The organism is Sporolactobacillus spathodeae (assembly GCF_016908935.1).
GTDB lineage: Bacteria > Bacillota > Bacilli > Bacillales > Sporolactobacillaceae > Sporolactobacillus > Sporolactobacillus spathodeae.
On sequence record NZ_JAFBEV010000001.1, the window covers coordinates 136629 to 150471 of the forward strand.

13 protein-coding genes are annotated in these 13843 nt (G+C 42.5%); 10 read left to right on the forward strand and 3 right to left on the reverse strand.

What is annotated here, in order from left to right:
- The first annotated feature begins 429 nt into the window (after positions 1–429).
- Positions 430–2100, forward strand: a complete 1671-nt coding sequence (locus JOC27_RS00585; RefSeq protein ID WP_205005043.1) for a peptide ABC transporter substrate-binding protein — start codon at positions 430–432, stop codon at positions 2098–2100.
- Positions 2101–2210: 110 nt separating this feature from the next.
- On the opposite strand, the gene JOC27_RS00590 is transcribed toward JOC27_RS00585, so the two are convergent.
- A complete protein-coding gene (locus JOC27_RS00590; protein WP_205005044.1) occupies positions 2211–2561 on the reverse strand; it encodes a DUF3899 domain-containing protein in 351 nt (116 codons plus the stop codon).
- A gap of 281 nt (positions 2562–2842) precedes the next feature.
- On the opposite strand from JOC27_RS00590, the gene JOC27_RS00595 reads away from it, so the two are divergent.
- The 5 genes from JOC27_RS00595 (at position 2843) to JOC27_RS00615 (ending at position 8651) form a co-directional block, all read left to right on the forward strand.
- Complete coding sequence (locus JOC27_RS00595; protein WP_205005045.1) at positions 2843–4519, forward strand: peptide ABC transporter substrate-binding protein; 1677 nt, start codon at positions 2843–2845, stop codon at positions 4517–4519.
- 174 nt (positions 4520–4693) lie between these two features.
- Positions 4694–5620, forward strand: a complete 927-nt coding sequence (locus JOC27_RS00600; protein WP_205005046.1) for an ABC transporter permease — start codon at positions 4694–4696, stop codon at positions 5618–5620.
- Complete coding sequence (gene opp3C, locus JOC27_RS00605; protein WP_205005047.1) at positions 5620–6627, forward strand: oligopeptide ABC transporter permease; 1008 nt, start codon at positions 5620–5622, stop codon at positions 6625–6627. Before JOC27_RS00600 ends, opp3C begins: the two co-directional genes overlap by 1 nt.
- A gap of 17 nt (positions 6628–6644) precedes the next feature.
- Positions 6645–7661 carry an ABC transporter ATP-binding protein gene (locus JOC27_RS00610; RefSeq protein ID WP_205005048.1) on the forward strand — a complete coding sequence of 339 codons (1017 nt, stop codon included), beginning with the start codon at positions 6645–6647 and terminating at the stop codon, positions 7659–7661.
- A gap of 3 nt (positions 7662–7664) precedes the next feature.
- Entirely contained in the window at positions 7665–8651 is a 987-nt protein-coding gene (locus JOC27_RS00615; RefSeq protein ID WP_205005049.1) for an ABC transporter ATP-binding protein, read from the forward strand.
- Positions 8652–8834: 183 nt separating this feature from the next.
- Here JOC27_RS00615 and JOC27_RS00620 read toward each other — a convergent pair whose 3' ends face one another.
- Complete coding sequence (locus JOC27_RS00620) at positions 8835–8990, reverse strand: hypothetical protein (RefSeq protein WP_205005050.1); 156 nt, start codon at positions 8988–8990, stop codon at positions 8835–8837.
- Positions 8991–9304: 314 nt separating this feature from the next.
- Here JOC27_RS00620 and JOC27_RS13500 point away from each other — a divergent pair, with 314 nt between their 5' ends.
- Together JOC27_RS13500 and spxA are read left to right on the forward strand one after the other, a co-directional pair.
- Positions 9305–9430 carry a hypothetical protein gene (locus JOC27_RS13500; RefSeq protein WP_275587754.1) on the forward strand — a complete coding sequence of 42 codons (126 nt, stop codon included), beginning with the start codon at positions 9305–9307 and terminating at the stop codon, positions 9428–9430.
- Between the two features lie 396 nt (positions 9431–9826).
- Positions 9827–10222, forward strand: coding sequence for a transcriptional regulator SpxA (spxA, locus tag JOC27_RS00625; RefSeq protein ID WP_205005051.1), 396 nt, complete (start codon positions 9827–9829; stop codon positions 10220–10222).
- A 292-nt stretch (positions 10223–10514) separates the two neighbouring features.
- On the opposite strand, the gene JOC27_RS00630 is transcribed toward spxA, so the two are convergent.
- The gene (locus JOC27_RS00630; RefSeq protein ID WP_205005052.1) at positions 10515–11195 is read right to left on the reverse strand and encodes a TerC family protein; all 681 of its coding nucleotides are present in this window, start codon (positions 11193–11195) and stop codon (positions 10515–10517) included.
- A gap of 431 nt (positions 11196–11626) precedes the next feature.
- On the opposite strand from JOC27_RS00630, the gene mecA reads away from it, so the two are divergent.
- Together mecA and JOC27_RS00640 are read left to right on the forward strand one after the other, a co-directional pair.
- Positions 11627–12325 (forward strand): adaptor protein MecA, encoded by a 699-nt coding sequence (mecA, locus tag JOC27_RS00635; protein ID WP_338062747.1) that lies wholly within the window; start codon positions 11627–11629, stop codon positions 12323–12325.
- 231 nt (positions 12326–12556) lie between these two features.
- Positions 12557–13759, forward strand: a complete 1203-nt coding sequence (locus JOC27_RS00640) for a competence protein CoiA (protein WP_338062750.1) — start codon at positions 12557–12559, stop codon at positions 13757–13759.
- Positions 13760–13843 lie beyond the last annotated feature (84 nt).

Consider the following 13843-nt stretch of genomic DNA (forward strand, 5'->3'; position numbering starts at 1 on the left):
AGGTTCAGTTCGAAACTCCAAAGTCCATTCGCCCGTCCGATCGGCCATCCGTTTTCACCAATTGGGACTCTCTAAAGGCACTCGGGCGGGTTACTATTCTTTATCATCGTCAATGAATTTTATTGATTACCAGTATAGTGATTTTGAGTCAGAAATGCAAACTCTATTTTGATCGTTGCAAGGATTCGAATAAATTATCGCTTATTTGGAGTGATTTTTCCTGTATCGATCGATTAGTATTCGTATAAAAATGAAATTGACAATGAATAGATAATTTTGATAAATATGAAAAAATAGTTATTTGCTCTTCATAAATAGAACAAGAGGTGTATAATGATCCCAAGGTTTGCCAGTTTAAACGGTTATGCAGTTTACATAGCGCACTTTTTTCATGACTGGGCCTGTCTACAAGAAATTAGGGGGGATAACATGCAAAAAACAAAATGGGCAAAGTGTTTGGCGCCGCTTGCACTCGTTCCAGTTCTTGTGTTGTCAGCATGCTCGGGCAGCGGTTCATCGGCATCATCGAGCAGCAACCAGCTTGCTGCCAAACAAGTGTTGCGAGTCACGACAACTTCGGATATTCCGACATTAGACTACACGCAAGCGACCGACACGCAATCAACGAATGTATTGGAAATGGTGAACAGCGGGCTAACACGAATGCACGATAACAAAGTGCAGTGGGATCTGGCGTCAGGCGCGAAGGTCAGTTCAGACAAGAAAACGTACACGTTTACATTAAGAAGGGGCATTAAGTGGTCTGATGGCAAACCGATTACCGCGCAGAACTTTGTCTATGGCTGGCAGCATGAAAATGATCCGAAAGCAAAGCCTGCTTATAATTTCTTGTACGCTTCTGCTGGAATTAAAAATGCGGAGCAAATCGAAAATCCGAAAGATCCAATGTATGGTAAATATCAAAAATTGGGCATCAAAGCGATTGGCACTGACAAAGTACAAGTGACTTTTTCAAAGCCGGCGCCGCCATTTTTCTTAAGTTTGCTTTCAACACCAGGGTTTTTCCCGCAAAGACAGGATTTCATCACGAAAGAGGGAAAAAATTATGCCATGAGTCCAGACGCTCTGCTTTATGACGGGCCTTTCAAGCTCCAAAGCTGGAATAAAGGATCAGGGTGGACTTATGTCAAGAATAACAATTATTGGGATGCAAAAAAAATTCATTTGACCAACATAAACATCAAGATTAGTACGGAAGAAGCAACACGCGTTAATCTTTATAAAACGGGGGCTACCGATACCATAGAAAGTGTTTCAGGAGATTTTGCAGATCAACTGAAGAAGACCATTCCGAAAGAAGTTCATTACGGACTGACTTCAACTACGCGATTCTTATACGTCAATCAAAAGACGAATAAATACCTGCGCAATGCCGCTTTACGAAAAGCTTTGAGTGAATCGATCAATCGCCAGGCCTTTGTCACACAATTGATGAAGAACGGATCGGTTCCTTCAAATTTTGCTGTTCCGAAAGACTTTGTTAAAGGTCCTGATGGAAAAGATTTCCGAACAGGTACGCCAACTGGCTATCCAATGGGTAGTGAAGCTCAGGCGCAGAAAGACTGGGCAACAGCGAAAAAAGAATTAAAGATAAAAACGTTGAATCTGAATTTCCTGACTCAGGACGGTGATCAGCTGAAAAATTTTGATCAGTATCTTGCTGGCCAGTTCGAAAAACTTAAAGGCGTTCATGTCACAATTAATCAGCAGCCATTTGCCAATTTCCTAAAGCTGCAAACAGATTTTAAATTTGATCTTTCATATGCTGGATGGGCACCGGATTATCAGGATCCAATGACCTATCTTGACATGTTTACAACGGGGCATCCTGAGAATTCATCCGGCTGGTCAAACACAACCTATGACAAGCTGATTGCTTCGGCTGAAAAAGAAGCCAACGTTTCCAAACGTTGGCGCGAATTGCAGCAAGCGGAGAAAATCTTGATCAAAGATAACGGCATTATCCCGCTCGATCAGGACGGTCAAGTTTGGACACAAAAGCCTTACGTTAAAGGCCTTCAATATCCAGTTTACGGACCAGTTGTTGACTTTACAGGCGCGTATATTACAAAACATTGATTGTTTTATTTAATGGTGTGGTTTTATCGATTACTTAGAAACAAAAGCCGGAGGACAAATCCTTCGGCTTTTGTTTCTATTGGTTATGGATGTTTTCGTGACCGCCATTTTCAGACGTAAAGAGAAAGGATCAAGGAGAGGATAAATAAAGCGATACCTGAGAAGATAAGCGGATATGTGATCACTGCTCGTGAACCATCGCGTGGCTCAAAGCGACCGACCAAATCCGAATCTTTTTTGAACGAATGCCGAACTTTTTTGAAGCTGTAGTAGATGAAATCGAAGAAGCCGCCTTGAATGACAAAAATAATCAGACCAATTATGAGAGCAAATAAGCCAATAATGAAGCTGGCATTGGCGAAAGTTAGCAGTGAGTATCGTGGCCACATAAATAATTGGATGATAAAAATAAAAAAGATTTCAATAAATGACAAGTAAATATAAAGTCTATTTCGATTCACACGCAACACCTCCGCCCTATCATAACGAAGTTTAAAGTTTGCGGCAAGCTCCGATCAGATGTCAGAATTCATGCCATAAAGTAAAAAATATTTTCTTAAAAAAAACGCTATGGAACAACAATTTTTATGTCGAAAGAAATCAGAAACCAATAGATAATTGTAAAAAAGAATGCAATTTGCAAGAATAACTTGTATAATATCGGTTGTAGGTTAAGCGTGCCGCGATGCACGTTGAATTGACCTAAAAAACAGATAATTTATTATGGGGAGGTCATTGCTTTATGAAGAGTAAAGCAAAATGGTCATTAGTGCTGAGCTTTGTACTGGCACTGAGTCTTGTGCTTTCCGCATGCGGTAGCTCAAGCAGCAGCAGCAAAAGCACCACTGGACTAGCAAAGGATCAGACGTTGAACTTGGCTTCGACTGCTGATATTCCGACGCTTGATCCGAACTTGGCAACCGACACAACGTCAACAAACGTTATTTCTATGACAGAAGCCGGTCTGACAAGAATGCACAATAACAAATACGCATGGGATCTTGCAGCTGGAGCTCCGAAAATCAGCGCGGATAAGAAAACCGTTACTTTCACACTTCGCAAGGGCATCAAGTGGTCCGATGGCAAGCCTGTAACGGCTCAAGATTTCGTTTACGGCTGGCATCGTCAGAACGACCCAGCAGCGAAACCTGCTTATAACTTCTTATTTGCTGCTTCAGGTATTAAGAATGCTTCTAAAATTGAAGATCCGACAAACAAAGCTTGGTATGGCAAGTACAACAAGCTGGGTGTTAAAGCACTGAACAGCACAACGCTGCAAGTGACTTTCGATGCTCCGGTTCCTCCATTCTTCTACAGCATTTTGTCTCAGCCGCAATTCATGCCGCTGCGTGCAGATTTTGTTAAGAAACAGGGCAAAAATTTTGCACAGGGCGCTTCGAACTTAATCTTCAACGGTCCTTTCGTTCTCTCGAAATGGAATAAAGGTTCAGGCTGGACTTACAAAAAGAACCCGAAATACTGGAATGCAAAAGCAACGAAGCTGACTACAGTTAATTTTCAAGTACAGACGGACATTGCGACTCGTGTGAATCTGTACAAAACGAATAAAATTGACATGGTCGGCCTGACTGGCGACTATGTTAACGCAATGAAGAAGACAAATGCATCTGACATTCACACAGCTCTGAATTCAGGTACTTTCTTCCTCTATATCAACCAGAAAACAAACAAGAACTTGAAAAACTTGAACTTGCGCAAAGCGATCAACGCAGCGATTGACCGCGAAAGCTTTGTTAAAGTTCTGTTCAATGACGGTTCTGTTGGTTCGAACTATGTTGTTCCGAAGGGCTTCACTAAGGGTCCAGACGGCAAAGACTTCCGTGGTGCTGATCCGGTAAACGGCTATTCTGCAGGCTCTGCAGCACAGGCGAAAGCATACTGGAACAAAGCAAAGAAAGAACTTGGCATCAAGAAACTGAACCTGACCTTCCTCAGCTCTGATGGCGCTCAATACAAACAATGGGATTCTTACCTCGCCAATCAGCTTGAAAAGCTTCCTGGCGTGACTGTAACGATTAACCAACAGCCTTGGGCGAACTACCTGAAACTGAATCAAGAATTCAAATTTGATTTGGCATTCAGCGGTTGGTTCCCAGACTATCAGGATCCGATGACTTATCTGGATATGTGGACAACGGGCAACCCGCAAAACACAACTGGATGGTCTAACAAGAAATTCGATGCATTGATTAATGATGGTAAAGCTCAAACTGGCAACCCAACGAAACGTTGGAATGACATGCTCCAAGCTGAAAAAGTTATGATGGCTGATTACCCAATCGTTCCGATTTATCAATCAGGATACACTTGGGCTCAAAAATCGTATGTTAAAGACTTCTCAATGCCTTCATATGGACCGCAATATGATTTTGCACAGACGTATATTACGAAGCATTAACAATTTGAAGGATAGACTGGTTATGTGAACCTTGTTTGGAGGGAGAGTATATGTCGGCTTTGGCATATACTCTCCTTCACTATTTTAATGAGTTAAAAGGATAACGCACATTTAATTTGACAATGATGGAAGACAAGATAGATTCTTTGAGCTTTATAGAGGAGGAGATATCAGTTGGGACGCTATGTGCTAAAACGGATCGGCTTTATGATTGTGACGTTTTTTGTTGTAGTCACGCTGACCTTTATCGCAATGAAAATGCTGCCGGGCACGCCGTTTCTGAATCCGAAACTTGACCCGACACAGAGACAGGCATTAATGCATGAATATGGTTTGGATCAGCCGCTTGCCATTCAATATGTGAAATATATCTGGGAATTGTTGCAAGGCAATATGGGTACCTCTTTCCAATATGGGAATGAAGAGGTAACAACACTCCTCTTTCAGAAGTTCCCGGTTTCGATGAATTTAGGATTCGAAGCAATCATTATTGGGGCAATCCTTGGCACATTGCTAGGAATATTTGCAGGATTGCATCGGGGAAAATTTCTTGATTGGGGTTCGATGATTTTTTCAATGCTTGGAATTTCTATTCCTTCATTCATTTTCGCGGGAATTCTTCAGTATTTCTTGGGCGTTGCGATCCCACTCTTTCCAGTTGCTGGCTGGGAAGGCGCAAGTTCTCATGTGCTACCGGTTGCTTCACTAGCTGTTGGTGTGCTCGCTGAAGTCGCGATTTTTATGCGTACAGAAATGGTCGAAGTCCTTAATCAGGACTATATTGTGACGGCTAAAGCGAAGGGATTGTCAAAAAACGCAGTCGTCTTCAAGCACGCTGTCCGCAACGCATTAATTCCAGTTGTTACAATTCTCGGACCGCTGACGGCAGCGATCATTACAGGCTCGCTTGTTATTGAGGACATCTTCGGTATTCCGGGCATCGGCGATCAATACGTCAAATCAATTGTTACCAATGACTACCCGATGATTATGGGGACAACAGAATTGTATGCCGCTCTGTTTATATTAACCATTTTCATTGTCGATCTGCTGTACGGTGTCATTGATCCGAGAATACGTGTTTCAGGAGGACATAATTAATGACGTCTGCAAATGAAAAGATTACCAATGAAATGTTTCAGCCGGCTGACCTGGCACAATCCGAGAGTGAAAAAATTTCTGAAAATGTCGTCAGTGTCTGGCGGGATGCCATGCGCCGCTTTTTTCAGAATAAAGGCGCACTGGCTTCATTAGTGATTCTGACACTAATTATTTTACTTGCCATTTTTGGTCCTTATTTCAATCATTACGGCGCTAATACACAGGACTTAAATAAATCAAATCTTCCACCGAAGATTTCTGCTCTTTCCTTCCTGCCTTTTTTCAGCGGTGAACAAGCAGGCGTTGATATTTACCAACAACACAATGTCCATGAGGATCATTGGTTCGGCACAGATCAGCTTGGTCGTGATTTATGGACGAGAACGTGGGATGGGACACGTGTTTCGCTACTGATCGCATTGATTGCAACACTCGCAGACGTTTTTATCGGGGTTACATACGGAGGTATTTCTGGTTATTTCGGGGGCGCTGTTGATAATATACTGCAGCGTATCATAGAAATTATTTCTGGTATTCCGAGCTTGATTCTTACAATTCTCTTGATTTTGATTATGAAACCAGGAATTACAACTATAACAATTTCCATTCTGTTAACTAACTGGGTACCCATGTCGCGAATTGTCCGTGGGGAAGTGCTGAAGTTCAAAAATCAAGAGTTCATATTGGCATCAACCACACTTGGCGCAAGCCATAAGCGTGTTTTGTTCAAACATCTCATTCCAAATTCAATGGGTATGATTATTGTCAACACGATGTTCTCGATACCAACCGCTATTTTCTTTGAAGCGTTTCTCAGCTTTATCGGCCTCGGTATTCGTGATCCACAGGCATCGCTCGGTTCGCTGATTAACAGCGGCTATGAAGTTCTGCAATTGCAGCCGTATCAAACGCTCTATCCAGGTTTGGTACTTTGCTTGCTGCTGATTTCATTCAACTTGATCGGAAATGGACTTCGCGATGCGCTTGATCCGAAGCTGCGTCGCTAAATGGGAGGTGAAAAATGATGGGAAAACTATTGGAAGTAAAGAACTTGCAGGTTCAATTTGACATATTCGGTGCGCACGTTCAGGCGGTACGCGGCGTTACTTTTGAACTCAATAAAGGCGAGACGTTGGCAATTGTTGGTGAATCCGGTTCCGGAAAATCAGTCACTTCAAAAGCATTGATGGGTCTGATTCCGAATCCTCCTGGGAAAATTAAAGAGGGACAAATCGTCTTTGAAGGGAAAGATCTTGTCGCCAACACCGAAAAGGATTGGATGAAACTTCGCGGCAAAGATATTTCGATGATCTTTCAGGATCCGATGACAGCGTTGAATCCGACAATGAAGGTTGGCAAACAGATCATGGAAGGGCTGATCCTTCATCAGCATATGAGTAAGAGCCAGGCACGTGAACGCGCCATCGACTTGTTGAGACGTGTCGGTATACCCAACCCCGAGAAACGAGTGGAAGAATATCCACATCAATTCTCCGGCGGGATGAGGCAGCGTGTCGTCATTGCTATCGCTCTTGCTTGCAATCCAAAAGTCTTAATCGCCGATGAACCGACGACAGCTCTGGACGTAACGATTCAAGCACAGATTCTTGACCTGATGCGTGATATTCAAAAAGACACCGGGACAGCGATTATTCTGATCACACACGACCTTGGTGTTGTTGCCAATATGGCTCAGCGGGTCGCGGTTATGTACGGCGGAAAAATTGTCGAGACCGGCACCCTCGACGAAATCTTTTATAATCCGAAACATCCATACACTTGGGGACTCCTCTCGTCAATGCCAAAGTTACATGCGAAAACAGATAAACTTCAGGCGATACCTGGAACGCCACCGGATCTCAGCAATCCGCCAAAAGGCTGTCCATTCGCGCCGCGTTGCCCTTATGCGATGAAGGTATGTGTCGATCAGATGCCAGCATATACACATCTGTCTGAAACGCAGAAAGCCGCTTGCTGGCTTCAGGATGAGCGCGCGCCGAAAGTGGAACCGCCGAAGACTATTGGTGTGGGAGGAGAATGATTCATGGCGGATAAAGAAAAATTGCTCGAAGTTAAAGATCTGAAGAAATATTTTAAGGTTTCGCGCAACGATACTTTGAAAGCTGTCGACGGCGTGAGCTTTGACATTTATAAAGGTGAAACACTTGGGCTAGTCGGTGAATCAGGTTGCGGTAAATCGACCACAGGTCGAACGATTATTCGCCTCTATGAACCAACAGCTGGCCAAGTTGTTTTTGATGGTAAAGACATCGCAGGCTCGCTTGGTACCAGTGGAAAAAAAGAGCTGACTCGTCGAATGCAGATGATTTTTCAAGATCCGTACGCGTCGCTTAATCCACGAATGATGGTCAATGATATTATTGCCGAAGGGCTAGATATTCATGGCTTAGTTAAATCCAAGAAGGAAAGACTTGAGAGAGTTTATGATCTCCTTGAAACGGTTGGCCTGAATAAAGAGCACGCGAGTCGCTATCCACATGAATTCAGTGGAGGGCAACGGCAGCGTATCGGTATCGCCCGGGCTCTAGCGGTCGAACCTGATTTTATTATTGCCGACGAACCGATTTCTGCGCTAGATGTGTCGATTCAGGCCCAGGTCGTCAATCTGTTGCAGGAATTGCAGGAAAAACGCGGCCTGACCTACCTCTTTATTGCCCACGATCTTTCGATGGTGAAACACATCAGCGATCGCGTCGGGGTGATGTATCTAGGGAATATGGCTGAGTTAGCAACAAGTGATGAGCTCTACGATCATCCATTGCACCCCTATACGCAAGCGTTGTTGTCGGCCATTCCTGTTGCTGATCCGGAAATCGAACGCAGTCGCGAACGAATTATTCTAAAAGGCGATGTGCCAAGTCCGATCAATCCGCCGAGTGGTTGTCGCTTCCGGACACGCTGTCCGTTCGCAAAAGCAGTCTGCGCGGAGATACGCCCGAATTGGCATGAAGTCGAAGAAGGACACTGGGTCGCCTGTCACTTGCATGACGACAGCGTAACGATGGGCTAATAAGACCATCCGTCCAGTTTAAAAAAACCATTAGATACAATTATCTAATGGTTTTTTTTACGGATAACTGCCGTTTATTGCTTTTTGTGAAAAAATGTAGCTTAAGCGCCCTGTCGCCCGCGGCAAGCGAGCAGCCGAAGTTCAGTTGTTGCAAAATAAAGACCAGGGATAGCCTGGCTTATATCATCCACGCCTTTTACAAAGTAAGTGGATGAAATATAGGATAAGCTCGAAAAGGAGCCCTATTTTAATGGCGAGCATCGACGGCCAGCCGGTAGAAGTATAAAGAACAATCATACCGCCAAGTATCAGTGCGCCGACAAGTGTTACCGTTCGCATGATCATCATCCTTTCGCGTTGATGAATAAAGCTGTTGGATTGACATACATTATTAAGAGTAGGGCAAGCATCACATAATGGGATTGAATAAGCTTAGCATAGGTTGAACTTTTATATCAAGACCTTGGCTAGCGCACAACGATCGTATGTTCAAAATGGTGCTTGCTTCATATAATAGAACTGAGAAATGTGAATTAATGCTGCTTTCTGAATCAACAGAATGACACAATAGCCCCCTTGACAGCAAAAGCTTACGGGTTGACAATGTTATTAGAAGAGAGATAGTGCGCAGAATAAAAAGGAGGCGAGAATCCGTGAAACCAAAGAATGTCAGGCGCAGACGTAAAAATTCAATTCGAAAGTGGCTGAAAGAGACCCTTGGACAATTGCAGCCCAAGTCGCAGGATGTCCCTTCATCGAATGTGAAGCTGCCGGCATAACGAAACGTTCAAACAAATGGATGAACAATAAAGATGAGAGAAACTTTCTTTGAAGAGAGTTTCTCTCTTTGCGTTTGGATCTTTTTTCAGGGGCGTGAACACATATGGAGATGATGAGAGCGCTATAAAGCATGCGGTTAGAATGAGCAATCGAAGCAATTTTTGGGGCGGAAAAATTCTAAGATGAGCCCATTTCATTGATTTGACTATGTGTATAATATGTGACGGTGAGAATTGATTTCTTTACATATATCGAAGAAAATTCGATGTTAATGTCGAATTATGTGATAAATTGCAAATAAAAAAAGGTATGATTATTAGAAGAATTATTATATAATAAAAATAGCCTCAGTGATAAACAATTATTCTATCCAAGTATCCAAAGGAGGGTGACATATGGTTACACTATATACATCTCCAAGCTGCACATCTTGCAGAAAGGCGAAAGCTTGGCTCAAGGCACATGACATACCGTTCAAAGAGCGCAATATTTTTTCGGAACCGCTTTCCATTGAGGAAATCAAGGAAATTCTGCGAATGACTGAAGATGGCACAGATGAAATCATTTCGACACGATCGAAATCTTTTCAAGAATTAAACATACAATTGGATTCCATGTCGATTCAAGACTTATTCGAATTAATTCGGGATAATCCTGGACTTTTGCGTCGCCCGATCATGTTGGATGAGAAAAGATTGCAGGTCGGTTACAATGATGATGAAATTCGCCGTTTCCTTCCTCGGAAAGTTCGCACGTTCCAATTGCAAGAAGCACAGCGCCTTGTTAACTAAACCGATGCGGTTTCGTGAAATATACTGAAGGCCGAAGCGTTCAATTTGAGAAAACGCTTCGGCCTTTTCGTGCGTTAAGCTGTAGCGATTTTAGGGGCAAGTGAGCAACTGTAGCGCAATAGTTGAAAAAGGACTTGGCTATGCCAAGTTTTTCTTATATTATTTACAATTACTCACGGAGGCTTTAGTCAAATTATTTACCTCTATTTGAGAAATAATTAAAGCTTTTACAAACAAAAATTATCAATTAAAAGGCTTTCATATTATTTATTCTTAATGAGTCATGGAACGCTCATTTTTCGGACACTTGTCTTGATGTATGAAGATTCATCAGCCAGCCGAGCAATAAAACTGAAGCAATAAGTACTAGTGGCAGAAGGTGTGCCAAGCCTTGAACCGCTGAGAGAAGTGGAAGCAGTTTCGGCTCGGAGAGAATCATTTCTGAAGCGGTATACAGGAGCACAGCTCCTCCCAAATAGACGAGGACAGGGAAATGTTCCATGGCAATTAATATTAGTTTGCTGCCCCATACAATAATGGGCACAGAGACAAGGAGGCCAATGGCGATATAGCCGATATGTCCGTGAGCCGCACCAGCAATCGCCAACATATTGTCCAAACCCATGACTATATCTGCAAAGACAATTGTTCGGACAGCAATAAATAAAGAGGTACCAGCCTGAACATGTATTTTTTCTTCCCTGTTCGTGATCAAACGGAACGCAATCACGATTAGAAAACAGCCACCGGCGAACAACAAAAAAGGAATATTTAATAATGAGACAACGATAGCTGTCAAGCAGATTCGGACAATGACAGCGATTCCCGTGCCGAGAAAGATCGCTTTATTCCTTTTTCTTTCTGGTAGTCGTCGGCAGGCAAGGGCAATAACTACTGCGTTATCTCCACCTAATATAATGTCGATAAAGATTATTTTAACGATAAAAAGCATGGTTTCGTAATCTAAGGACATAGCGAGTACCCCTTTCCGCGGTCACCATTCAAACGTATGCAAACTTGTCCTCAATCATTCCCAAAGACCCGTATTTCAGATCGGTGTTCTGTTCTATTCAACCGACCGCGACAATAGGATGAATAGGAGCCGATTTGAATTGGTTAATTGCGGAATATTTCAAAAACGTTTGTTTAACTATTTCATTCATCCCTAATTTATCATACAATGAAAGTACGATAAGTTGTCTCATATCCTGAGAAACTGTCAAAGCTTTACATCACCCGAATATTGAGTGAGGCAGACTTTTTTAGCGTCTTTAGCAGAGCGTTTGATTGCTGTCATGAAGAGGGCAAGTAAAGAAAATAAGCAAGTCATGACCTAAGAAGTCGCAAAATAAAATCCAGTTCCTAAGTCACTCCCCAAACTCATCGATAAAGAAGGGAGAGAGTATGATGAAGATTGAGCGAATTAATGAAAATACACTGAAGTTTTATATTAGCTATCTAGACATTGAGGATCGCGGATTTGATATTGAGGAAATATGGTTTAATAAGGAACGAAGCGAAGAATTATTTTGGCAAATTATGGATGAAGCACATAGTCAAGAATCTTTTTCATTGGAGGGTCCGTTATGGATACGGGTTCAAGCATTGGAAAAGGGAATGGAAATTCTAGTGACTCGAGCGCAGATTTCGAAAGATGGCGCTAATCTGCAGATTCCTGTATCTCCGGATAAACATCTCGAAATACCCGTACGCAACGATGGTGAATCCGGTTTGGAAGACGGAACAGAGACAGATTTGTCAGATGGAGAAAATGATCGCATTGAACAGACAGAGGATGACAGTCCAAATCTTACTTTTATTATTGAATTTAAAGATATTGAAGATCTGATTACGCTTAGTCATGCTTTAGATTTGCAAGATCAGACCGCGTCTATTCTTTACGCCTATCACAATAAATATTATCTTCAAGTCATTTTCTCGGAAGACTCTGAAGAAGAGGAACAAGATGCGTTGCTTAGCCGTATTTTGGAGTATGGTTTGGATACTGGTGTCACTGAATCCGTTATTGAAGAATATGGCAAGAAGATCATTGCTGAGCAGGCTTTGCAGCTCTTGAAAGCAAAATTTCCGCGCTTGAATTAAATACGCAAAATGGACAGATAAATTTTCTTTCCTCTCTGTCCATTTTTTGTGGCTTTCTGGTGGAAAAATTTGTTTTTTTAAGGGATAAGAATGAGCAAAGGTGCGAGACACCTGTGGGAAAAGCGAGCCAAGTGAGACCCCGCAGATTCTCGCTTGTCTGAGGAGACGCGCGGCGCCCGCGGCAAGCGAGCAGCCGAGGCATAGATTTCTTAGGAGGTGATGCTGTTGCTTGTGGCTCTTCTGGAAAATGGTACGCAGTTCTCGCTCTTGTCAGTAAATAAGACAAGAGATGAGTTGCTTCGCGATCGCAAGAAGCATCAGTTTTTTTGCCCAGTCTGCAAGAGTCAATTGTGCCTGAAAATAGGGACAATGAAAAAACCGTATTTTGCGCATTATCCTGACAGCGATTGTCAAGTGCATGGTGAACCAGAAACTGACCAGCATTTACGCGGAAAAGAAGATTTATATTTATGGACCATTCGAAATGGTCGAAAGGCTGAACTGGAATACTATTTAAAGACTTTGAAACAAAGAGCGGATATCTTCTTACATGGTATTGAACCGATTGCAATTGAGTACCAATGCAGCGATATTCCTGAAGACGTTCATTTACGTCGAACCTGTGGGTATTGCCATTCTGGTATTCTTCCTATCTGGATTTTTGGCAGCAACAGGATTAGATTTAGAAAAGACCGATTGATTCTCTCAGCGTTTGAAACCAGTTCGATCCGACGCGCGCCCCCGTCCGTGCAAAAAAGCCACTCTCTTTTTTCTTCTTCGTATTATATTTGCTTTTATGATCCGCATCGAAAACTATTTATATTTTTTTCAAATATCCACTCCTGTACAAAAACCTCTTTTATTTCCCAAGAAATAGATCTGCCTCTTGATCAGGTACATCCTTATCAATTGTTTTATCCGGATTTTCAATCGCCAATCAATAATTTAATTGAACGCTGGGTGCAACAAAAAAAGAAACAGCGTCTCAATGTCTATCGGAAAGTCAGCAATGAGGAGGATTGGCTACGCAGACAGGCTTACCAATGGCACTTTACTTTCTCTATGTACCCGGCATTCTGCGGGATTCCCCATGAACAGTATATTCACTTTAAAAATCCCCCTTATCTTTGGCAAACTTGGATCTGCTATATACTTGAAAAAGCTAGAGGACACTGGATAACTATCCCACAAATTATTCAGGTGACTGTCCGAAAAGGTGGTCAAGCGCTTTTTACGATGCGCCGACTTCCGCTTGTTTCTGAATCCAGAATTGACTTGATTCTGGCAGTCTATCTTGAACAACTTGTGGCGTTACATCTTGTTGCGAAAAAACAGCAGGCTTATTCCTATATAGGAGAAAGCATCCGTTATATGACGTCACTTGACCACTTGTTAAAACAAGACAGACTCTATATTCAAAAATTGGACAAATAGAGACTATGGGGATTCTATTTTTGCGCAGAATGGAAAAAAGCGGTACGATAGCATTAGATTTCTACTCGTATACCAGTGTGCAAT

Bases quoted from the DNA above. Each gene is read 5' to 3' on its own strand.
- JOC27_RS00585 (WP_205005043.1), top strand. From the start codon at position 430: ATGCAAAAAACAAAATGGGCAAAGTGTTTGGCGCCGCTTGCACTCGTT.
- JOC27_RS00595 (WP_205005045.1), top strand. From the start codon at position 2,843: ATGAAGAGTAAAGCAAAATGGTCATTAGTGCTGAGCTTTGTACTGGCA.
- opp3C (WP_205005047.1), top strand. From the start codon at position 5,620: ATGACGTCTGCAAATGAAAAGATTACCAATGAAATGTTTCAGCCGGCT.
- JOC27_RS00610 (WP_205005048.1), top strand. From the start codon at position 6,645: ATGGGAAAACTATTGGAAGTAAAGAACTTGCAGGTTCAATTTGACATA.
- JOC27_RS00615 (WP_205005049.1), top strand. From the start codon at position 7,665: ATGGCGGATAAAGAAAAATTGCTCGAAGTTAAAGATCTGAAGAAATAT.
- JOC27_RS00620 (WP_205005050.1), bottom strand. From the start codon at position 8,990: ATGCGAACGGTAACACTTGTCGGCGCACTGATACTTGGCGGTATGATT.
- spxA (WP_205005051.1), top strand. From the start codon at position 9,827: ATGGTTACACTATATACATCTCCAAGCTGCACATCTTGCAGAAAGGCG.
- JOC27_RS00630 (WP_205005052.1), bottom strand. From the start codon at position 11,195: ATGTCCTTAGATTACGAAACCATGCTTTTTATCGTTAAAATAATCTTT.
- mecA (WP_338062747.1), top strand. From the start codon at position 11,627: ATGATGAAGATTGAGCGAATTAATGAAAATACACTGAAGTTTTATATT.